Consider the following 19,950-nt stretch of genomic DNA (forward strand, 5'->3'; position numbering starts at 1 on the left):
TTTCATTTCTTTCAGCTTATTTAAACCGATACATTTCATTAATTTTACTCATTAAATAACCTAATATACGTTTATCATCGTCTGTCAATTCAACCGTCTCATCTCCTGAATGTTTTGAATGACTTGATATATTTATAATTCTTGTCTCGTAAGGATTAATATTCCCATTTGTATCTTTAGGTAGAAGTTCTCCCCAGTTGTCATAACCTAAAAAGGTGGATGTTCTCTCCAAAATGTTTCTTAAAAAATTAAAATGATACTTTTTTAACTGACCTGTTTCAATGGCTTTTTCAATTTCAGTTTTTAAGAAAAGATGATAGGAAAAAGGAGAATCATTACTTTGGGAAATTAATTCATATTCTTCATCTTCGTTTTTTTTGAAAAAATATTTTTTAAATGTACCCTTCTTAAACTCATTATGCAACACATTATAAAATAAAGGATTATGAGTGGTTATGATAAATTTAAGCTTTGATTCACTGGATTTTATTAATTGTGCTAAATTTACTGCTAACTCAATCAAGTGGTTATCATCTAATGTACTTACAGGGTCATCTATAAATACATATTCCAGCTGGTCAAATTGGTCTGTTTCTCTCTCACTTGGTTCAGCTACATTTAAGACATCAATAACTTGTTCAAGTAGAGAATAAAATACAGACCATACAAAGTTACTTTCTTCTCCTTTTGAAATTTTAATGTTATTGGAACGTTCATCATTTCCACGCTCATATGAAAAGGTTATTTCTGTAAAAGCTTCTACTGTTATATTTCTCCCATCTTTATTTTTAATAAAATATTCTGCATTAAAATGCGGTGTCAATTTTTTATCGGTATAACGTTGAAAATTAGAAATAATATTTCCGTCTTGTCCCTGCTCTTCAAAAATCCATTTTGTAAAAGAATTAGGATGGATTTTAAGTTTTGGTTCAACATCATTTTCTAAGTCATTATCCCAATAAAATAAATCTTCCGTAAAAGCATTATAATAAAGGTATTTTCTACCAACAACTCCCGATACTTCTAACTCCGTATCCTCATCTGATTTCGGTGGCATTAACGATTTGAATTCCCGGGAAAGCCTAGTTTTACCAGTTCCATTAAAAGCATAAATCAACTGAACTGTTACATCAGACTCTCTCGCATCTTTAGCTTTAGTTTTATGTTTGGCATCTTTCAACGTTTGTGCAATATCAGTTAATGAAACACCCATATTACGCTTCTACCTCCTCTTTTGGAAAGCTAAGAAGCATATTACGGTAATAATTGTATTGTTTTTGACGCAACTCTATTTCACGAGGTAAAACTTCGGAAATTGATGATGTCAATGCATCGAATTTATCGAGGATAGAAACGATGCGGGCTTGTTCTTCAAGGGGTGGGATGGGGATTTTTGCTTTACCCAAACCATTGGTATTAATCGCTGAGATTTTCCCCGAAGATATATGTTTCCTAATTTGGTCATGAAAGTGCTTGGTGCGTAAAAAGTATGAAACATACTTAGGATTCAAAGAACTTCTGTATGAAAAACAAGCATCATGAATAACAACTCCCGTATTGCCAAGCCAAGCAGTACCTTTCCCAATATCTTCAATTGTTTCTCCAGCGGCAACAATTACCACATCACCATGATCTGCAACTCTTAGCTTTGAAGCTAAATCATAACTAACAAACGATTTTGTCTTTTCTGCCCAGATATTATAATGCGTATACATTTCACCATAATGAATACATGGGAAACCCTCTGAAAGCATGTCGTTTTTTACAAACCTCTTACCTCGTGTAAATTCGCCCACATCCCCCAATGTCTTCCATTCAACTTCTCCCTCGTCAAAAGTGAACAACTTATCACGATAATAGGTATATTGTTTTTTACGAGCTGTAAGCTCTGCTGTAAGCTCTGCTGTAAGCTCTGCTGTAAGCTTTGCTGTAAGCTCTGTAAAGATGTCCAACATACGAACGATTTCTTCTTGTACCTTAAGGGGTGGGATAGGGATCTTGAGTTTCTTTAACTCGCCCATTGGTAAGCTCACAACAGGTGAACCAACAATTTTTCTACTATAATCGCTTACAATATCCTGAGAATTAAGTAAATAAGAAAGATATTTTGAACTAATAATTTCTTGAATAGGTTTTATCACATAAACCCCTTCTTTAATGTTCCAATTTATAGGTTTAGTTTCTATAACGGCAGTACGTCCAACAGTTCCAGTTCCTGAAAATAAAACATCGCCACTTTCTAAATTAGAACGGTTATTTATTAATTCTAAAGCTTTAGTATCTACCCTATCTGTCTTGTCAAGAAATACAATTTTCCCATTCTGTATTTCACGGACTGTCACATAAAATCCTTCTGAATCAGGTGTATTTAATTGAAACTTTTTACGAGGATTTAAACCCGTTTTTAATGACTTAATTACAGTTTCTAAAGTCTTCCACTCAACCTCAACCCCCTCAAGGAGTTTCTCCATATAATTCGGCTTAATCATGATTCAAGCACCTCAATAATGTCATTAATTTCACCACGAAGTTGGTCTATCTTTGCTACAGTCGTTTTTATCTCTGCATTCAGCTCATTTATATCAATGATTTCCCTTGTGTCTTTTACTTCCACATAGGAGCTCACAGATAGGTTATAATTATTTTGAACGATTACATCATAATCAACGGATTTTGCAACATAGTCAACATCTTCTTTGCTGTCAAACATTTTCATGATTTGCTCAATATGTTCATCTGTAAGTATGTTATTATTGGTTTCTTTTTTATAGAAATCTACTCCACTTGCATCAATAAATTGAGTTTTATTATCGGTTTTATGCTTAGCGAGAACCAAGATATTAACCGCTATTGAAGTTCCATAAAAAAGGTTAGGTGCTAATGAAATAACCGTTTCAACAAAGTTATTATCAATCAGATACTTTCTAATTTTCTGCTCTGCACCACCACGGTAAAAAATACCAGGGAAGCAAACGATAGCAGCACGACCTTTGCTTGAAAGATAACTAAGCGTATGAAGCACAAAGGCGAAATCGGCTTTAGATTTTGGGGCTAATACGCCTGCAGGAGCAAATCTTTCATCATTAATAAGTGTTGGATCAGCACTGCCAATCCAATTTACGGAATAAGGTGGATTAGATACGATAGCATCAAAAGGTTTTTCATCACCAAAGTGAGGGTCTAATAGCGTATTTCCTAAAGCAATATTAAACTTATCGTAGTTTATATTGTGTAAAAACATATTCATACGAGCAAGGTTATAAGTTGTATGGTTAATCTCCTGTCCATAAAAACCATCTTCGATAATATGATCATCAAACTGTTTTTTTGCTTGTAATAGCAATGAACCTGAACCGGCTGCAGGGTCATAAATCTTATTAATGGTTGTTTGCTTGTGGATTGCTAATTGAGCAATAAGCTTAGACACACTCTGCGGTGTAAAAAATTCTCCTCCAGATTTACCAGCATTGGCAGCATAATTAGAGATTAAAAACTCATAGGCATCACCAAAAAGGTCAATTTGACTATCTTCAAAATCACCAAAATTAAGCCCTTCAACGCCTTTAATGACAGCAGCTAAACGACTGTTTTTATCCTTTACAGTATTTCCTAATCTATTGCTTGTCGTGTCAAAATCTGCGAATAATCCTTTAATATCCAATTCAGAAGGATAACCATTTGCTGAACTTTCAATAGCAGAAAATATAGCAGCTAAATCTGTATCTAAAGAAAATCATGCCATTCATAAAATCCCTTTCAACTAAGATTCCCTAAATCCACACATTCACAAGTAGTACCCAGAAACTACCCTGAGAAAAAGCTATTCAAGGTTGACAATGAACTAACAAAAGAACATGTAAAAAGTCCAAGCGAAACATTTGAAACAAAGATTTACGCCTTCAAGAAAAAAACAATATATCTGAATATCTAATTATAATTGCACTTTTTATTATATTTATTTATTAATGTACATAGTTCCATACTTACGGAAACTAAATTACTGCTATTCTCCAACATTTAACACTTCTAAAACTTCTCTAAACAACACCGAACCTCTCCCAACAACCAACTCCATAGGAACTTCTTTAACACACCCATCTCTCCCCACCATAACAGCCCCATTCTCATAATCAACCCAAATCTGAACATCCTGCACATAATAGTTCTTAACAGAAGATGCCTCATCTAAATTAAGATGATCCAGCTCAACCTTAACTTGCTTCGTAAAACGACGCAGCGTTTTCCACAGAGTTCGTTCTTCCTTTGATTTCATGAAAAGTTCTGGGAGTTCTTGTACTTCTTTTAATAACGACATAGTTGTTATTGTGTATGTTTGAATGCCATATCCTACTGGGCGGATGAGGTGGTCTAGTTTTTTCCATGGCTCTAGTTCGAAATGTACATAGTCATCGTTTTGTTGCACTTGAATATGCTTTATTTTTGCTACGTATTGAATGCCACCTTTTTCTCCGTGCCATTTTTTCGGTGCATATAATGCTATATACTTCGCTTCTTGCCATCCTGGTTTTAGTTGTGTGACTGGTAACTGATATAAGCCATTCTTTCTATACATTTCATAGTCGTTTTCGGTTTTCACGCTGCCCACTAATACTTTTTCTTCTAGTGAGGAGTGCCATTCTTCTTTTGTTCCTCTTGGAAGGATGCCTTCTCTTATAATTTCTTCTGGGCTCTTTTCAATAAGGTGATCTAAAAATTGTTCGACTAGTCTTGTTGCGTTTGGTAAGAACGGGAAGCCACCGATATTTACTTTTTCGATACTTTTATAAAATGGATGGTTCTCATACTCTTCCTCTTGGTTCCACGGGAATAATACGTATGCTCCGTAAGCTGTTCGTTCAAATGGTCCTTCTTGTTCTACTACTAATGCATCTCTGTAGCGGTGCATTGTATTAATGTCTTCTTCCATTGGACCAGGGGTGCCATACTTCCTTTTATAATGAGAGCTTTCAGCAAAATCAATTCGATATTTCGCATCAAAAATGTATTGGTATTGATAGCTCTTTCCCTTTTTCTCAATAGCGAGCATCGTATCTGGTTTTTGTGTAACTGTTGGCAGTCCACCGTTTCTTTTCTGGAAGTAAAGTTCGATTACCTCGTCTGTTTCTGGATGTTTGAACGTTCTTTTCGCAGTTTTACTTTCATCTAGCGTTACATATAAACCATCTTGTTTAACTTGGATAACCTCTTGATGGAGCGGTATATATTTCTTTGATAGAATTTGTCCAAGCTTTAAATACGTCCAGTATTCGTATAATCTAGCAACATCTTTTACCGACATTTTGAAAATTTGTCCTCGTAATGTTAAACCTCGCGATAGCATTAAGAAGATTTGATACGCCTCTCTATAGCCTGCCGCCATCTGGATAACGAGTGAAAAGACTGAGCGATCCAAATTTCCGATTCCTCTCCAAAATGGATCGTTCAACTCGTTTTTCATTCGATACTTCATATTTTTTACACGTTCTAACAAATCTTCATCAGTTACACCACGAGTATATCTAGACTTTGACTCTAGCGCCTTAAGTAGATCATCTATTTTATGTACCACTCTTTGAATCATCCATTTAACAAATCGATTTTCCAGCGTATCATAAGACACTTCCTTATAAGCTGTAATCCCTTTAGTCGGTATACTGTTTTCTCCTTGCAACAAGTGTGGTCGCTTTCGCAAATAGTTCATTCCGACAGAATCCAATTTACGAATTTTTTCTCCCCGTACAACTTGATGCCTAGTCATAAGCGTATGATGCGGTTGTCTTTTAATGTGAGAGATCGACTTCATAAATCGCCCAAAGGAATCATTTAAAATACGATAAAACTCACTCTTCGATGGATTTGTAGCGTAAATTGTAGATGCTCCTAAGTAAGTTCTCTTTAGTAAATGAAACGCTAAATTATAAATTTCATCATTTACCTCATCTAATAAAGCTCTGTAATCATCCTTATAATCAAGCTTTGCCGGGAAAACTTCAAATGTAACAGTTAATAAAGTATCTTTATCATCTTTAATTTCAAACGTTGTATTTCCTACTTCATTCGGAAATGAAAGATTCCCCATTAACACATGAAGTGACCCCATTTGAATAGAACTAACTTGTTTTCGAAAACCCGGATGTTCATGATAAAAAGAAAACTGCCTATTATTTTTCGGAACAACAACAAGCTGATAACTTCTATTCTCAAAAAAGATTGGCGGGTGTTCGTTCCATTCGTCTAGCCTCTGCAATCTCGCATCAAATACAGAAACAGATTCTGCCTTCCCCTCTACATGAAAATACATCATCTCATCTGCGTTCATAGTGTGATATTCTTTTAAACTCTCATATTTCTCATGATAAGGATTTCCTTTAATCGTCAATGATAGCTCCTCTGTTTCAATCTTAACTAGCTCTATCTCATTATTAGATCCAGAAAGAGGTGAAACCATCATACTCGAACCTCCTTAACATATGAGAGAGCTTGTTAGCTGATCGAGGATACTTAGCATATGAAGCATCATTATTGCCGCTATCATATTCTTCATTTGCACATAATACATACAACTGCTTTAATCCCTCTTCTGTTCTTCCATCACTACCTGCAAGACGCGGTAAAATCTTTTGATATATTTGATAATCAAGTGCTTCATCGAATGACAATAACTTTCCTTTTTCGTTGTATGCCATATAGAAGCAAATTTCATCTCGTATACGATATCCAACTTGGGCTCCAACTGATTCAAGGGTTTTATTTATTTCTATTAGAATATTTGATATGTTTCTCACAAGATCTTCGTTTTCTTTAAAACATTCTTTTAAATGAAGATACTCGGTTGCTAAAGAACGATTAGAAACAATTTCAGCCTCTTTCTCTTCTATATCCATTAAGAAATTAAAATAATCTAAGTTAACGGTATTAAATTCAATTGTATTCGCACGATCTAATACTTTTTTACTTAACGGATGTGTCGTTTCATCCATATTTACCGTCCCGATAATATATACATTTGACGGAATTATAATGCGCTTATTCGTAATTGATTCTGGAAGTACTGGTGACGTAACAATTTTTCCATCTTTCCACTTACGACTTTCAATTACACTTAAAAAGTCACTAAAGTAGTATTCCACTCGAGCTAAGTTCATCTCGTCCAACACTACAAAATACGGCCTATTTGGATTTGCATCTGCATTTTCAAGAACTTTAATTAACGGTCTTTCTTGAAACTCCCCTTGAAGGTTCACATAACCAAGTAAATCAGAGCTATCACTCCAATCAGGTCGAACCGGAATAAGCGTAAATTGTCCATTCTCTTCCGTTGCTCCTAAACTCTCTGCAAACCACTGAACAATTTTCGTTTTCCCTGTACCCGAAATGCCTGATAAAATCACAAACGGCTTCGTCTTTAATGACAGGAAGAAATTAATAAGATCCTTTTTTTCATAAAAGAAACCTTTACTTTGAATATAAGAAGACACGTGATCGATAATTGATTGTTGATCTAAATACACTTCTTTCCTCTCATAAATCATTTCATATTTCGTTCCTTCCTCTTTATAAGCTATGAACCCCTCATAATAGCGAAGCATTTCTTCTAGGTCTTCTACTAACTCTTTCTCGCTTGGCATTTTATTAGCATCGTACGCAATATAAGCCGCTGTTGAATTCGCATATCCTTTCGCTTTCAGACTTGTCCCTAGGAAGATTTCATCATCTTTCTTCACCTTTTGGGACATATGTATTTGCTCGCGGATATCTTCTTTAATCTTTTGCATCTCTTCTTTAGACGTTTCCGTCACACCTTGTGCCAACGTTAAATATAATCGCTCCATATCTTCACTAAATAAATAAACGATATAATATCCTCGCTGCGTAGATGTCGTAATATCTTTATTCATAATTGCAAGCCATGGAACAGCAGCCCAGTTTCCTTGTCCAATTGATCCTGTGACAACATACTGATTATGATCAATAAATGGTAACCTCGTTATTTCCGTTGTCATCTCATTCCTAACAACCGATCCCATTTTATGGCCCGCAAATCTTTCTGTCCTTGCCTGTAAATACTCATTCATAACCATTAAAAACTTTTCACGTAAATTACTGTTCATACTACCGCCCTTTTCTCCATCCTTTTTTATTTATTGTTCAGATGGAATCCATTCACTATTAACTAACCCTACTTGTTCAAGCCAATCTAGTAAGTTATTCGTACGCCGCTTCGCTACTGATTCAACCATCAAATTATCCCCTAATGAATTTCGGACAATCGCCATTCCTAAATCTACTAAAGCTTCTTTCTTTTCATCCTTTGAATAGTTCTCTAACACTCCAAGAACAAATAAAGCATAACGGAAATATTCCTGCTTTAAAACTAACTGGACAATGTAGACATTTTTATCTTCCGATTGAACATATTCATTTAATAGAAGCTTATTCATTTCATGGGATTCATTCAAAAAGCCCAGTAACCTTAAATCTTGACGCGCACGAGACTTCCTACTATATAAATTTTCATCCGTTTGTTCACGTAACTTAATCGGATTATATGTATCATTCATTACCTCTTCTAAAAAGAGCATAACTTTATCATATTTTTCACTCGGTAGATTATCAGTTTGGAATTCTTTAAATGTAATAGCTCGCGATCCAGTCACATTCACAAATGGAAACTGAGAAAAAAAGCTACCAAGAAAGCATTACATTCTCCCACTTGCCCAAAATCCTCATGCTTTACCTTACGAACATCAATAAGTTTTTCCCAAGCATTCTTAAGAATTTCAAAACTCACTTTAAAATAAGATATTGCTGTCTCGCCCTTTTCATATTGCTCAAGTGAAAGTTTAGTTTCAACGTATAATCCTTCATCATCCTTGTTTATAACCAAATAAGGTTTATTACCTTTTATATCTTCAACCTGCTTCGTTGATTTAGCCAATTCAATTATGAGTTGCTCTAACATTTTCATCCCCACCGTTACAATAAATTACAATTACTACTATTTTACCAAACTATGTGTAAAAGAAAAATCATACGCCATACCGTATGATTTAATAATTTCTATTATTCCCCACTAGCTCCCCATACTCCTGACTACTCTCCTCAAGAAATATCCTACTCTCCCCACTATCCTTATAAAAACTCTCCCAACCCCGCTCCCTCAAAATCCCCTTCCAACTATCACTCTCAACCATTCTCTTAATAATACTATCCCAATAAGCAACCTCTTCCTCAGTCATATCTTTCGGCCCCATAATACCTTTCCAGTGCTGGAAGATGACGTCGATTCCTTGTTCTTTCCATGTTGGGATTTCTGGTAGTCGGTCTAGTCGTTTTGGTGCGGATACGGCTAATATTTTTATTTTGCCGGCTTTGTATTGTTTTTCGGCTTCGGATAGGGTCATTGTTGCGGCGTTAATTTGTTTGTTCATTAGGGCGTTTATGATTTTTTCTTTGTTTTCGTAGACGAAGAATTGTAGTTCGGCAGGGTTTATGCCAAATGCTTTACTTACTTGTACGAAGGATAGGTGATCGTCGTTTCCTAGGCCGGGGGCAACGCCGATTTTGAAGTTTTTCTTGTCTTGTTTTAGTTGTTCCATTAGTTCGTTTGCGTTGTCTATGTTTGAGTCTTTTGAGACGACAACGATTTCCCAGTCCGATGCTAATGTTGCGAGCGGGGTGAAGTCTTTATATGTTAGTTTACTGTGGCCTAGTAGGTTGTTCGTTATGAGTAAGCTTGAGTTAATCGCCAGTACGTGACCGCCTTTTTGTTTCGTATATTTCCATCCGACGTCACCGCTGCCACCTACTTTATTTGTGACAGTGATTGGTTTTGTGAAGATTTTTTCTTCTGTCAGCGTTTTTTGCATCGCTCGTGCTGTTAAGTCCCATCCTGCCCCTTGAACGTTTGGCGCAACGATTTCTACTTCTTCTATGTTCACTTTATTTGTGTGCGTTTTTTCTACAGAACAACCAGCTATTACTCCTATCATGATCCATATACATAGTAATAATCGTTTTTTCATAGTCCTCGTCCTATGCGATATTTTCGTTCTGGTCGTCCGATAATGCCATATGTGTATTCTACTGTGCATTCGTTTGTCGCTACTAAGTATTCTAAATATCTTCTTGCGGTTGTTCTGGAGGCACCCATTTGTTCTCCCATTTCTTCTATTTGTTCCCGGTATAGCGCTGCGATTTCATTCGGCTATAAACTGAGTGTATCTTTACGAATGCTACCTGCTAAAAGAATGCCACCAACAATGCCGGCTAATAATACCGCTAATGAGAAGAGTATGATTTCTTTTGTTCTGCTCAGTATGTTAGATTCAATACCTTTTAGTGAACTACCCACCACTTAGTATCTCTTACGAGCTTACCCCAAAGTGGGGGCTTCTCGGTTCATCGCTACTTTTGATAGCTAACGAATTTGTCCTAGGACAGCCGAGCTAACTCCCTTGTTCCAAAGGTTATTTCTCATGATTTATATCAATGCTAATAACCGCATGGCTTCCTTTTTGATATTGATAGCTGCGTTATAGTCACGACTGATTGTGAGTCCACACGAACACGCATACATGCGTTCACATAATCGCAGTTCTTTTTTATTTCCACAACGACTACACATCTTTGTAGAAGGAAACCATTTATCTATTTTTACAAGCTGTTTTCCTTGTTCTTGTAGCTTATATGCTAAAAATGTCGTGAACATCCGCCAACCGTTGTCCGCTACACTTTTACCAAAGCGTAGTGCTCGTGACATTCCTTTCATATGTAAGTCTTCAATTGCTACAGCGTCAAAACTCGTAGCTAATTCTTTAGACTTGTGATGAAGGAAATTTTTACGTTGATTGGCGACTTTTTCATGCAACTTCGCGACACGAATGCGTTGTTTATTCCAGCGCTCCGAATCTTTCACACGTCTTGCTAATACTCGTTGCGCTTTTGCTAATTTGTCTAATATCTGACGATAAAAGCGAGGATAATTGGCTTTCTCATCTTCGCTACTCACATACAATTCAGCCATTGCGAAGTCTAATCCAACTACACGTTCTACTTCTTTTGGAGTGATTTCTTTTTCATATTCGGTCAAAATAGACACGTAATACTTACCAGTTGGTGTCATCGAAATCGTACACGATTTGATGATATGGTTTGGCGGTATTTCTCTATGTTGCTTCAGTCTCACCATTTTCAATTTCGGTAATTTGATATAACCATGAAATAACATAATATTTCCGTTAACTCGATTCGTTGTGTAGGATTTTCTACTCTTTTTACTTTTGAATGTAGGAAACTCACTTTGTCCACTAAAAAAATTCTTATACGCAGTTTGCAAATTTAATTGCGCGTTGGCCAATGCTAAGGAATCGACTTCTTTCAACCATTCATACTCCACTTTGTATTTCGCAGGAGTAGGGAATTTTTGTTTCTTCAGTTCTTCCTTGTTCTCTTTGTATGCTTCGTATATTTCTTTCCGCTCAGTCAGCATTTTATTATACACAAAGCGTACACATCCGAATGTTTTACGTATGAGATGTGCTTGTTCTTCTGTAGGATACAAACGAAACTTGTACGCCTTATTCTGCTTTGGCACATCCATTCACCTCACTTTTCGCTTCATTTCCCATAAGCTATGACGGTGATTACACAATCTGATTATTATCTACTTTCATTGTTATACCAAACTTTACCTCTTATAAGACTGATTATATCAGGGGCGAAATAAATAGGAAAACCAAATGTTTGGCTACGCCAAACCGAAATTCATCTCCCACCTACCGCTAGACTATCGTTTTTCACACGCTGGAGGAAGGAGACTTCTTTCGGATAATATGTTAAAACTCTCCATGTACATAAAGTACAAAAAGAATAAAAATGTCATAATATTGAGATTTTATTCCGAAGACAGTACAATTCAACTACATTGAACACGCTTTCATAATTATCATTTTATTTATAAGTAAGAGGAGGAATTAATATGGCTCAAGCAAAATCAAGCCGAGTCGCCAGCAATATCTTCAAAGGTTCCGTCGGCAATTTAATTGAATGGTACGATTGGTACGTTTACTCTGCTTTCGCTGTTTACTTCTCAGCAGAGTTCTTTCCTAAAGGAGATCCAACAAGTCAGTTACTGAACACAGCCGCTATTTTCGCAGTTGGATTTTTAATGCGCCCTATTGGAAGTTTGCTAATGGGACGCTATGCAGATCGGCACGGACGCCGGGCAGCATTAACGCTTTCCATTACGGTTATGGCCGGTGGTTCTTTAATTATCGCCTGTACACCTAGTTACGAAAGCATCGGTATTATGGCGCCAATTATTTTAGTTCTTGCTCGTTTACTTCAAGGGTTATCACTTGGCGGAGAGTATGGAACTTCCGCAACATATTTATCTGAGATGGCTAGTAGTGGACGCCGTGGTTTTTATTCAAGTTTTCAATATGTAACGCTCGTTGCTGGACAGATGGTTGCGTTAGGTGTTCAAATTGTTCTTCAGCAATTACTAAGCGAACCAGATATGAAAGCTTGGGGATGGCGTATTCCATTCATTATTGGTGCGATGGGAGCAGTAGCTGTATTATGGCTTCGACGTACAATGGATGAATCAGAGCAGTTCTCAAACATGGAATCGAAAAACCGCGAAAGCGCAGGAACCGTTCGCGCTCTTATGAAACACCCGAAAGCAGTATTAACAGTAGTCGGCCTAACACTAGGAGGCACTGTCGCATTCTATACGTACACAACATACTTACAAAAGTTCATGGTAAATACAGTCGGTCTTCCGAAAGAAGTTGTAAGCTGGATTAACTTTGCCGCACTACTTATATTCGTTGTACTTCAACCAATTGCAGGGCTATTATCCGATAAAATCGGACGCCGCCCACTATTAATGGCTTTCGGTATTCTCGGAACGTTACTAACAGCACCGATCTTCTTCTTTATGGAAAAAACGACAGAACCAATCGTAGCATTTTTACTCATGATGGTCGGCCTCATTATCGTTACTGGTTACACTTCCATTAACGCAATTGTAAAAGCCGAACTCTTCCCAACTGAAATTCGCGCACTTGTTGTAGGTTTACCGTATGCACTAACCGTTGCGATATTTGGCGGAACAGCCGAGTTCATCGCATTATGGCTAAAGAGTATTGGAATGGAATCACTATTTTACTTCTACGTAGCTGGATGTATCGCGATAAGCTTTATTACGTATTGGCGTATGGATGAGTCATCGAAAACTTCGCAGATTGAGGCGGAGCTTGGTGGTGGAGATAAACTAGCTAATAATAAATCTAGTTAAAATTACGTATTCTATGTTCTTCGTTTACCTGAACTCGATTTTCTTTATCTAAAAAAGCATAATTCATTCATATATAATTTAAAAGCCTTCGGATATTGGTTCTATAAACAAAAGATATGGCGATGTTGCAAGAAATCCTTAATCATAATACACCACAAATTACACTTAAATACATTGGTATCAATAAAGAAGAAAAGGATAATATCCTTGATACATTTCTCCTTTAATTTCTTTTAAAAAATATATATCAACCTATTAAAAAGCAAATAAAAGAAGACTAAAAAGCAAATATTAGTCTTCTTTTTTAATTAAAATATTAAAAACAAAAAACTTTAATACAAATTCAAACCCATAAATAAAATTTAATTACTTTTCTTACATTATTCTTTTAACATACTTAAAAACTCACTAAAATTATCTGCAACTTCACTAGTTACCGGATTCAACTCTTCTGATTCTTCATGATACCATACCACAACAGATGGTATTTCTTTTTCTCTAAAATCTAAACAAAGAAAATCACCTGCGAATAAAACAGCAAACGGAATAACATTTATCCCTGTTAAATCTTCATCATCCGTTAAACGAGTATCGATATCAGATAATACAACCTCTATATCATACCAACCATTTTCATCATCATCATCATCTTCTTCTGGGTCCTCCAACAAACATAAGAAACGTTCAATTAAAAGTTCATTTTTTTCATGTGAAAAAACATTAGTAATTGGAATAGAGCCATTATATTTTTTCAAAAAATCTATAAAATCATTTGGTAATTTTATCTCACAATATTCCTCAAATGATTCAATTAATTCATCATTTGGTGATTGAAGTTCACTACCATTTTTAATCTTCATTTTAATTCCTCCATTTCTTTACCTACCTTTAGATCTATAAGACCAATGTCCTTCACTCCGCCCACCTTTATGAAATATGCTATTATGTATTCCAAATGGTACTAATTCCATTTTACCTGGCATCTAACCATTTAAATTGTTGTTTTTCACTTGCCAACCACATTTCCTCTGGTAACTCATCCGATTTAATAATTAAACCAGCTTTCTTAAAATCAGGATATTGTGTACCTAATTTCATAGGAACATCAGGTATTAAACTTTTCTCAATAAAGTGATCTACTACAAATCGAAACACAAACCATAATAAAACGAAAAAAGAGAAAAAAGAAAAGAATTCAAGATCAAAGAGGGAAAAATGAAGAAAGAACGCATGATTAATCTTACCTCTATTTTTAATGAAGTATACTCTTATGCCCAAACCCTAGAAAATACCTGGTTATTCCCTTCCCGAAAAGGAGATCAGCCCATTAGTAAAATCCAGGCTTATCGACAACTGCAAAAAGCCGGAGATTTTTCCGGTGCAGAATCCATTGGTACACACACCATGCGCAAAACCTTCGGCTATTGGTTCTATAAACAAACAAAAGACGTGGCTATGTTGCAGGAAATATTAAACCACAGTACACCACAAATTACGCTTAAATATATTGGAATCAATAAAGAAGAAAAAGATAATATACTAGATAATTTCTATATCTAATCATATATGATCAACATAAAGAAAAATTTGATATACAATCAGATTTAAAAACATTACTTAATAATTCTTTGAATTAAATTGGAGCTGATTCTGACTCGATTTTCTACTTAAAAAACATGATTACTATATATTTCACCAGAATACAGATTCAAAACTATTTAATTAAAGACTAAAAAAACTATTTTTCTTTTTTCCATGATATTCGAAATTCCCCACCATGTTCTTCCGTTTTAATTTTAACCTTATATGTATCATCCTTAGGCACTTTAATATTTTTTTCGCCTTCGCCACTATTAAACTCTAATATTGTATTATCATTTGAATCCACAACATAAGCAATTATATTTCCTTGTTTAGTTTTATCATCAAAAGAAAAAATCCAATTCTCCCCTTTTTTAACTTTCCTATCTTGAGTTGCAGATCCAGTAAATTTTCTATAATCTCCAGATATACTACCTGATACACTATCTGAAGAACCATAAACTTTACCACCAACAATAGTTCCCTCTCTTGTAAAACAACCACTAAGAATTACTAAACACAAAACAAATAAAATTATATTTTTAAAAATTTTCACCATCATTCCCCCTTCTATTCCCAATAAAATTTTCACCATTAAACTTATAAAAATAACTATAATAAAAAATTATATCCATTGATAGATATTTAATTAATTTTACACTTCAGCTAAGGCTTACAAGTATCTCGTATGACTTATCTCAAAATCCTTATCAATGTTAAAGTTATTCATTTTTAAGACTAGAAACAAATTAATATTGTAAATTAAAATTTTAGGAGTACTACCCTCATCTTCAAATAAAGAATATATATATGATTAAAACTAATTATATTTTTTTACCTTTAAAGGAATAGATATAAAATACAAATCTATAGCATAAATAGTAATCAAAATACCTTTACCTTCATCAGCAAACTTTGATTGATGAAACTGTTCTGAAACTTTTCTTTTTCCCCATTTTTTAGGAAACCATTGAAATCCTGAAAACATATAATTAATCTACCTTTTCATTAAAATTTTGCTAGTTTATTTCTTAACTCTAACTCTTCAACTGTTTCAAAACCTTTAAAAAATAAACTAGCAATTTGATTATGATTAAAAAATACATTGTATTCTTTAGACAATTTTCCTTGAGGATATGGATAAGACACGTAATCCCACATTTTATTTTCATTCACTTGTCCCTGTTTTCTACCGTAAACCATAAGAGGTTGATTAATTCCTTCAACAAGAACCACAGTTATTACATTTCCATTCTTATCAATAACTACTCTCAAATTGTTAATACGCCTTCAATTAGCTGTAGCACCAATAGATTCTTTGAAAATTTGTTCGTAACAAATAGTATGATTATAAATTTTAAAAATAAATGTTATAGTCACCCAAAATAAAAAGCGTGAGCTATTGGACCCACGCTTAAGAAGCATTTTAGTTTAAATGTTTTTATAAAAGTTAATTTTTTAGTTATTATTTTTATACATTTTTTGTGTTTGTCCCCAAATCTCAATTAAATTTCTAAGTTTATAAGAAGCAAATAAATTATTAAAGGGTTGTAACCCCTACTATAAGAAATACTATTATTACCAAAGGAAGAATGATAATCATAAAGGACACTATTATTGTTAATAATGCTTTCCATGCTGAAAATTGGTGTGCTTCTCCTAAACATTTTAAGGAAATAATGATTGTCCAAATTCCAATAACTACATCAATTATGGCAAAAATAAGAAACAAAATCGTTAAAGTTATGCTACTATCCATTTTCGGTGTCTCACTCGTAAAGTTTTCTATCCCAAACAAGAAAAATGAAGGCACCCAAACTAATATAAGAGAATAAACGTAAGGGATATAAGAATAGGCAACTGAGTAACGTGTTTTTTCAAAGGTACCTTGTCCACCAAGTTTTTTTGCCACCCAATTAAATAACGCTGGTAGCAAAAAATAATAAGTTAAGAAAACAACGAAGGTACCGAATATAACTATTGAGATTATTGAAAATGGACTACTTATTGAATCCGCCACATTTTTAGCAGCTGCTCGATCTAAAGTCTGTACGAATGAGCCTAATAAAATGAGTAAAAACACATTCTTGGGTTTGGATATAAAAATTTCTTTCATTGTATCACGTGGTTTTGTCCAAATGGAGAACCAAGGATTAAGTGCACGTTTAAATTGATTTTCTGGAGTTTCCATATAAAAAACATTCCCCTTTCTTAAAACATATTAAATATAATTTCCTAATCATCCCAGTTATGTACATAGAAATATTAAAGCATAAATAGTCGGTTATTTAAATATAAATATTCAATCATTTAATTTCATCTGAAACTTAGGGGGAGTGCTTCTTAGCAATTACCTCTATATTGTCTTGCATTTTTAACTATGGGCTGAGTAGTTACTTTCATTTTTGAGTACCTCACATTCTTTAATACATTGGATAAACAGTTATAATCTTATCATTAATAAGAACAAACCTAATTTCCATTCCTTCAGATGTTTTACCAGAATATAATCTTCCACTTATACATCTTTTATTGCTATAAGCCTCGTGAATGGCTTCCATAAGAAGAATGCGCTTATATACTTGAAATGCAACAAATTCTCTTTAAAAGCCTATACGTATTTTCCCTCCATCTTCTATATGCTTCCGTAAATAATAGTACTTATGGAGTTCTATAATCATATAAAACAAAGCAAACGAAATCACTGTGCATGCAGACATAAATACAATTGCCCCCATCTGTTGTGTTGCAATGCTAAGAATTATATTAGCAATTAACTGCCCCAATCCCGCTGCAATAGCTGCTACTTTTACACCACCAGTTCCTTTCGATGATTTTGATTTTTTTCTTGGTTCCTGAAGTTTTTCAATATGATTTTTATAAAAATGATACAAAGCAAAACCATACAAACCAAATGAAAGAATAAAATAGATGGGAGTTTGTAATTGTAACACTTCATAGGCATATTTTTGAGTTATAACCAATAATCCGACTGAACATATGGTGCCATATACTCCTCGAAATAGAGTGTATTGTAATTGTCGTTTCCGAGGATTGATAGCAATCCATATCGCCCACAAATTTAAAAAAATAACTGGCGGAGTTACTATATATACATAGAGTAATCGAAAAGGATTCGCGAACGCAGGCAAAAGAACAAACACGTCTGCCCCCAAAAGGACAAGGCCAATTACGTGGACTCTTATTTCATTTACAGGATAAAGGGCCATATAATGTGCAAAAGCTTTCTTATTAAAATCTATACTTTTTTTCATGTTAATTAAACCACCCCGCTACTGTTCCAATCGGTAAAAGTTTCATAGCTATTTATTCTCCTTTTTTCTAAATTTATCCATAATATTATGAGCAACTATATTCCATAGTAAAGAAAGTACGGTAACAAAAAGTACAGCTAAAGAAAAATAAATCCTATCCTTCCATGTATCATGTACAATCATGCCCAGTATAATCATTATTAACGCACCAACACATATAACTATTTTTGAAAATTTTCGCATTCTATTATCTCGCTTCCTTCTCAAACTTAAATGAAACTCCCCCACCATAACCGTTAGGTGAAGTTGCGGAAAACCCTGATTCTTCACCTGCGCGGAATCTATAACCATACCCGCCTATTATAATCTCACCTTTGACACTTACATCATAATCACCTAATACAGGAATATAATCAGGTATCTTAATTTTAGTAATTTCCGCTTCATATGTTTGCAATGCTATCAACATTTCACTTTTAAAAGTATATCCTTCAAATCCATAAGCATAAGAAGCTGTTCCCTGTTTACTAGTTAAAGTAAGATCCTCTCCAAATTTCGAAGAAGTATCAACTTTAATAGATTCTTCTGCTACTGTTCCTTCAATTTTTATACCTATCATATCTTTTTTCAAAACATCTTCTTTACGTGGACTCTTATTTCATTTACAGCGTAAAGAGCCATATAATATTCAAGAGCTTTCTTATTAAAATCTATACTTTTTTTCATGTTAATTAAACCACCCCGCTACTGTTGACCATGCTTTTTTCGCGCCCGTTTTCACCATATCTTTAATACTATCATCCTCACCTTCACCATCTAAATCAACATCCCATTTTACACCTTTTGTGAAATATTATTCCCTTCTCGAAAAGAAGATCAACCCATTAATAAGATCTAGGCTTATCAAAAATTTCAAAAAGCCGGAGATTTTGCCGGTATCGAATCTATTAGGACTCACACCATGCGCAAAACCTTCGGCTATTGGTTCTATAAACAAACAAAAGATGTCGCTATGTTGTAAGAAATACTCAATCATAGCCCCCCACCAATTACACTGAAATATATTGGCATCAACAAGGAAGAAAAAGACAATATACTAGATACATTTTGTATTTAATTCAATACAGATTTCTAATAATATCCCCAGTAAGTACTCATGAACCTAAAATATATTGAAATTAATAAAAAACTGAAATAACATCAAGAACTTGCAGATTTACAATATTAAATATCTATCCATATGATTTATTCTATTGATAGATATTTAATTAATTTTACACTTCAACTAAGGCTTACAAGTATCTCGTATGACTTATCTCAAAATCCTTATCGATGTTAAAGTTATTCATTTTTAAGACTAGAAACAAATTAATATTGTAAATTCACATTTTAGGGGTACTACCCCAATCTTCAAATAAAGAATATATTTATGATTAAAACTAATTATATTTTTTTACCTTTAAAGGAATAGATATAAAATACAAATCTATAGCATAAATAGTAATCAAAATACCTTTACCTTCATCAGCAAACTTTGATTGATGAAACTGTTCTGAAACTTTTCTTTTCCCCCATTTTTTAGGAAACCATTGAGATCCTGAAAACATATAATTAATCTACCTTTTCACTAAAATTTTGCAAGTTTATTTCTTAACTCTAACTCTTCAACTGTTTCAAAACCTTTAAAAAATAAACTAGCAATTTGATTATGATTAAAAAATACATTGTATTCTTTAGACAAATTTCCGTGAGGATATGGACAAGACACGTAATCCCACATTCTTTTAATAG

General features: G+C 34.2%; 16 protein-coding genes and 8 pseudogenes. 4 read left to right on the forward strand and 20 right to left on the reverse strand.

Annotated features, from left to right (window positions below):
- Window positions 1–16: 16 nt before the first annotated feature.
- From B5P40_RS08510 to B5P40_RS08550, 9 genes and pseudogenes are all read right to left on the reverse strand, one after another.
- On the reverse strand, window positions 17–1,213 hold the full coding sequence (locus tag B5P40_RS08510) for an AAA family ATPase (protein WP_113709128.1): 1,197 nt from the start codon (window positions 1,211–1,213) through the stop codon (window positions 17–19).
- A 1-nt stretch (window position 1,214) separates the two neighbouring features.
- Window positions 1,215–2,489: a restriction endonuclease subunit S gene (locus B5P40_RS08515; RefSeq protein WP_113709129.1), complete on the reverse strand. Its 1,275-nt coding sequence runs from the start codon at window positions 2,487–2,489 to the stop codon at window positions 1,215–1,217.
- Window positions 2,486–3,715: pseudogene (locus tag B5P40_RS08520) on the reverse strand (type I restriction-modification system subunit M); the annotation flags it as partial. The gene B5P40_RS08515 and the pseudogene B5P40_RS08520, both read right to left, overlap by 4 nt.
- 288 nt (window positions 3,716–4,003) lie before the next feature.
- Window positions 4,004–6,448: a restriction endonuclease-like protein gene (locus B5P40_RS08525; protein ID WP_113709159.1), complete on the reverse strand. Its 2,445-nt coding sequence runs from the start codon at window positions 6,446–6,448 to the stop codon at window positions 4,004–4,006.
- Window positions 6,423–8,962 (reverse strand): annotated as a pseudogene (locus B5P40_RS08530) (MrcB family domain-containing protein). The gene B5P40_RS08525 and the pseudogene B5P40_RS08530 overlap by 26 nt, the downstream one beginning before the upstream one ends.
- An 88-nt stretch (window positions 8,963–9,050) precedes the next feature.
- Window positions 9,051–10,025: a tripartite tricarboxylate transporter substrate binding protein gene (locus B5P40_RS08535; RefSeq protein ID WP_113709130.1), complete on the reverse strand. Its 975-nt coding sequence runs from the start codon at window positions 10,023–10,025 to the stop codon at window positions 9,051–9,053.
- Window positions 10,022–10,174: pseudogene (locus tag B5P40_RS08540) on the reverse strand (DNA-binding response regulator); the annotation flags it as partial. The gene B5P40_RS08535 and the pseudogene B5P40_RS08540, both read right to left, overlap by 4 nt.
- 36 nt (window positions 10,175–10,210) lie before the next feature.
- Window positions 10,211–10,342, reverse strand: a pseudogene (locus tag B5P40_RS08545) (Two-component sensor kinase citS); the annotation flags it as partial.
- Between the two features lie 141 nt (window positions 10,343–10,483).
- The gene (locus tag B5P40_RS08550; RefSeq protein ID WP_113709131.1) at window positions 10,484–11,596 is read right to left on the reverse strand and encodes an RNA-guided endonuclease TnpB family protein; all 1,113 of its coding nucleotides are present in this window, start codon (window positions 11,594–11,596) and stop codon (window positions 10,484–10,486) included.
- Between the two features lie 384 nt (window positions 11,597–11,980).
- On the opposite strand from B5P40_RS08550, the gene B5P40_RS08555 reads away from it, so the two are divergent.
- Window positions 11,981–13,303 carry an MFS transporter gene (locus tag B5P40_RS08555; RefSeq protein ID WP_113709132.1) on the forward strand — a complete coding sequence of 441 codons (1,323 nt, stop codon included), beginning with the start codon at window positions 11,981–11,983 and terminating at the stop codon, window positions 13,301–13,303.
- An 87-nt stretch (window positions 13,304–13,390) separates the two neighbouring features.
- Window positions 13,391–13,530: pseudogene (locus tag B5P40_RS08560) on the forward strand (tyrosine-type recombinase/integrase); the annotation flags it as partial.
- Window positions 13,531–13,683: 153 nt separating this feature from the next.
- Here the strand turns inward: B5P40_RS08560 and B5P40_RS08565 are convergent.
- From B5P40_RS08565 to B5P40_RS33365, 3 genes are read right to left on the reverse strand one after another with little or no spacing between them, the layout of a single operon-like run.
- Window positions 13,684–14,163 carry an SMI1/KNR4 family protein gene (locus tag B5P40_RS08565; protein WP_113709134.1) on the reverse strand — a complete coding sequence of 160 codons (480 nt, stop codon included), beginning with the start codon at window positions 14,161–14,163 and terminating at the stop codon, window positions 13,684–13,686.
- 18 nt (window positions 14,164–14,181) lie between these two features.
- Entirely contained in the window at window positions 14,182–14,286 is a 105-nt protein-coding gene (locus tag B5P40_RS33360) for an HNH endonuclease (RefSeq protein ID WP_098343272.1), read from the reverse strand.
- Entirely contained in the window at window positions 14,276–14,458 is a 183-nt protein-coding gene (locus B5P40_RS33365; RefSeq protein WP_258402128.1) for a hypothetical protein, read from the reverse strand. Before B5P40_RS33365 ends, B5P40_RS33360 begins: the two co-directional genes overlap by 11 nt.
- Between B5P40_RS33365 and B5P40_RS08575 the strand changes: the two are divergent.
- Window positions 14,434–14,863 (forward strand): annotated as a pseudogene (locus B5P40_RS08575) (tyrosine-type recombinase/integrase); the annotation flags it as partial. The gene B5P40_RS33365 and the pseudogene B5P40_RS08575 sit on opposite strands and share 25 nt — an antisense overlap.
- 178 nt (window positions 14,864–15,041) lie before the next feature.
- On the opposite strand, the gene B5P40_RS08580 reads toward B5P40_RS08575, so the two are convergent.
- The 6 genes from B5P40_RS08580 to B5P40_RS33370 all read right to left on the reverse strand — a co-directional run bounded on the left by B5P40_RS08580 (window position 15,042) and on the right by B5P40_RS33370 (window position 18,790).
- Window positions 15,042–15,443: a hypothetical protein gene (locus B5P40_RS08580; RefSeq protein WP_113709135.1), complete on the reverse strand. Its 402-nt coding sequence runs from the start codon at window positions 15,441–15,443 to the stop codon at window positions 15,042–15,044.
- 261 nt (window positions 15,444–15,704) lie between these two features.
- Complete coding sequence (locus tag B5P40_RS32710) at window positions 15,705–15,872, reverse strand: hypothetical protein (protein WP_000490950.1); 168 nt, start codon at window positions 15,870–15,872, stop codon at window positions 15,705–15,707.
- Window positions 15,873–15,892: 20 nt separating this feature from the next.
- The gene (locus tag B5P40_RS08585) at window positions 15,893–16,159 is read right to left on the reverse strand and encodes a DUF4176 domain-containing protein (protein ID WP_113709136.1); all 267 of its coding nucleotides are present in this window, start codon (window positions 16,157–16,159) and stop codon (window positions 15,893–15,895) included.
- A 265-nt stretch (window positions 16,160–16,424) separates the two neighbouring features.
- Entirely contained in the window at window positions 16,425–17,075 is a 651-nt protein-coding gene (locus tag B5P40_RS08590) for a Yip1 family protein (protein WP_113709137.1), read from the reverse strand.
- Between the two features lie 412 nt (window positions 17,076–17,487).
- Window positions 17,488–18,159 carry a hypothetical protein gene (locus B5P40_RS08600; protein WP_113709138.1) on the reverse strand — a complete coding sequence of 224 codons (672 nt, stop codon included), beginning with the start codon at window positions 18,157–18,159 and terminating at the stop codon, window positions 17,488–17,490.
- Window positions 18,160–18,406: 247 nt separating this feature from the next.
- Window positions 18,407–18,790 carry a hypothetical protein gene (locus B5P40_RS33370; RefSeq protein WP_258402129.1) on the reverse strand — a complete coding sequence of 128 codons (384 nt, stop codon included), beginning with the start codon at window positions 18,788–18,790 and terminating at the stop codon, window positions 18,407–18,409.
- A 222-nt stretch (window positions 18,791–19,012) separates the two neighbouring features.
- Here B5P40_RS33370 and B5P40_RS33375 point away from each other — a divergent pair.
- Window positions 19,013–19,276, forward strand: a pseudogene (locus B5P40_RS33375) (tyrosine-type recombinase/integrase); the annotation flags it as partial.
- Window positions 19,277–19,598: 322 nt separating this feature from the next.
- Here B5P40_RS33375 and B5P40_RS32715 read toward each other — a convergent pair.
- Together B5P40_RS32715 and B5P40_RS08620 are read right to left on the reverse strand one after the other, a co-directional pair.
- Window positions 19,599–19,766, reverse strand: a complete 168-nt coding sequence (locus B5P40_RS32715) for a hypothetical protein (protein WP_181462935.1) — start codon at window positions 19,764–19,766, stop codon at window positions 19,599–19,601.
- 20 nt (window positions 19,767–19,786) lie between these two features.
- Window positions 19,787–19,942 (reverse strand): annotated as a pseudogene (locus tag B5P40_RS08620) (DUF4176 domain-containing protein); the annotation flags it as partial.
- Window positions 19,943–19,950: the final 8 nt, after the last annotated feature.

The organism is Bacillus sp. SRB_8 (assembly GCF_003264205.1).
Classification (GTDB): Bacteria; Bacillota; Bacilli; order Bacillales; family Bacillaceae_G; genus Bacillus_A; species Bacillus_A mycoides.

What these genes read in the sequence shown, in the direction of transcription:
- B5P40_RS08510 (WP_113709128.1), bottom strand. Translation starts at nt 1,213, where the DNA reads ATGGGTGTTTCATTAACTGATATTGCACAAACGTTGAAAGATGCCAAA.
- B5P40_RS08515 (WP_113709129.1), bottom strand. Translation starts at nt 2,489, where the DNA reads ATGATTAAGCCGAATTATATGGAGAAACTCCTTGAGGGGGTTGAGGTT.
- B5P40_RS08525 (WP_113709159.1), bottom strand. Translation starts at nt 6,448, where the DNA reads ATGGTTTCACCTCTTTCTGGATCTAATAATGAGATAGAGCTAGTTAAG.
- B5P40_RS08535 (WP_113709130.1), bottom strand. Translation starts at nt 10,025, where the DNA reads ATGAAAAAACGATTATTACTATGTATATGGATCATGATAGGAGTAATA.
- B5P40_RS08555 (WP_113709132.1), top strand. Translation starts at nt 11,981, where the DNA reads ATGGCTCAAGCAAAATCAAGCCGAGTCGCCAGCAATATCTTCAAAGGT.
- B5P40_RS08565 (WP_113709134.1), bottom strand. Translation starts at nt 14,163, where the DNA reads ATGAAGATTAAAAATGGTAGTGAACTTCAATCACCAAATGATGAATTA.
- B5P40_RS33360 (WP_098343272.1), bottom strand. Translation starts at nt 14,286, where the DNA reads ATGCCAGGTAAAATGGAATTAGTACCATTTGGAATACATAATAGCATA.
- B5P40_RS08580 (WP_113709135.1), bottom strand. Translation starts at nt 15,443, where the DNA reads ATGGTGAAAATTTTTAAAAATATAATTTTATTTGTTTTGTGTTTAGTA.
- B5P40_RS32710 (WP_000490950.1), bottom strand. Translation starts at nt 15,872, where the DNA reads ATGTTTTCAGGATTTCAATGGTTTCCTAAAAAATGGGGAAAAAGAAAA.
- B5P40_RS08590 (WP_113709137.1), bottom strand. Translation starts at nt 17,075, where the DNA reads ATGGAAACTCCAGAAAATCAATTTAAACGTGCACTTAATCCTTGGTTC.
- B5P40_RS08600 (WP_113709138.1), bottom strand. Translation starts at nt 18,159, where the DNA reads ATGAAAAAAAGTATAGATTTTAATAAGAAAGCTTTTGCACATTATATG.
- B5P40_RS32715 (WP_181462935.1), bottom strand. Translation starts at nt 19,766, where the DNA reads ATGTTTTCAGGATCTCAATGGTTTCCTAAAAAATGGGGGAAAAGAAAA.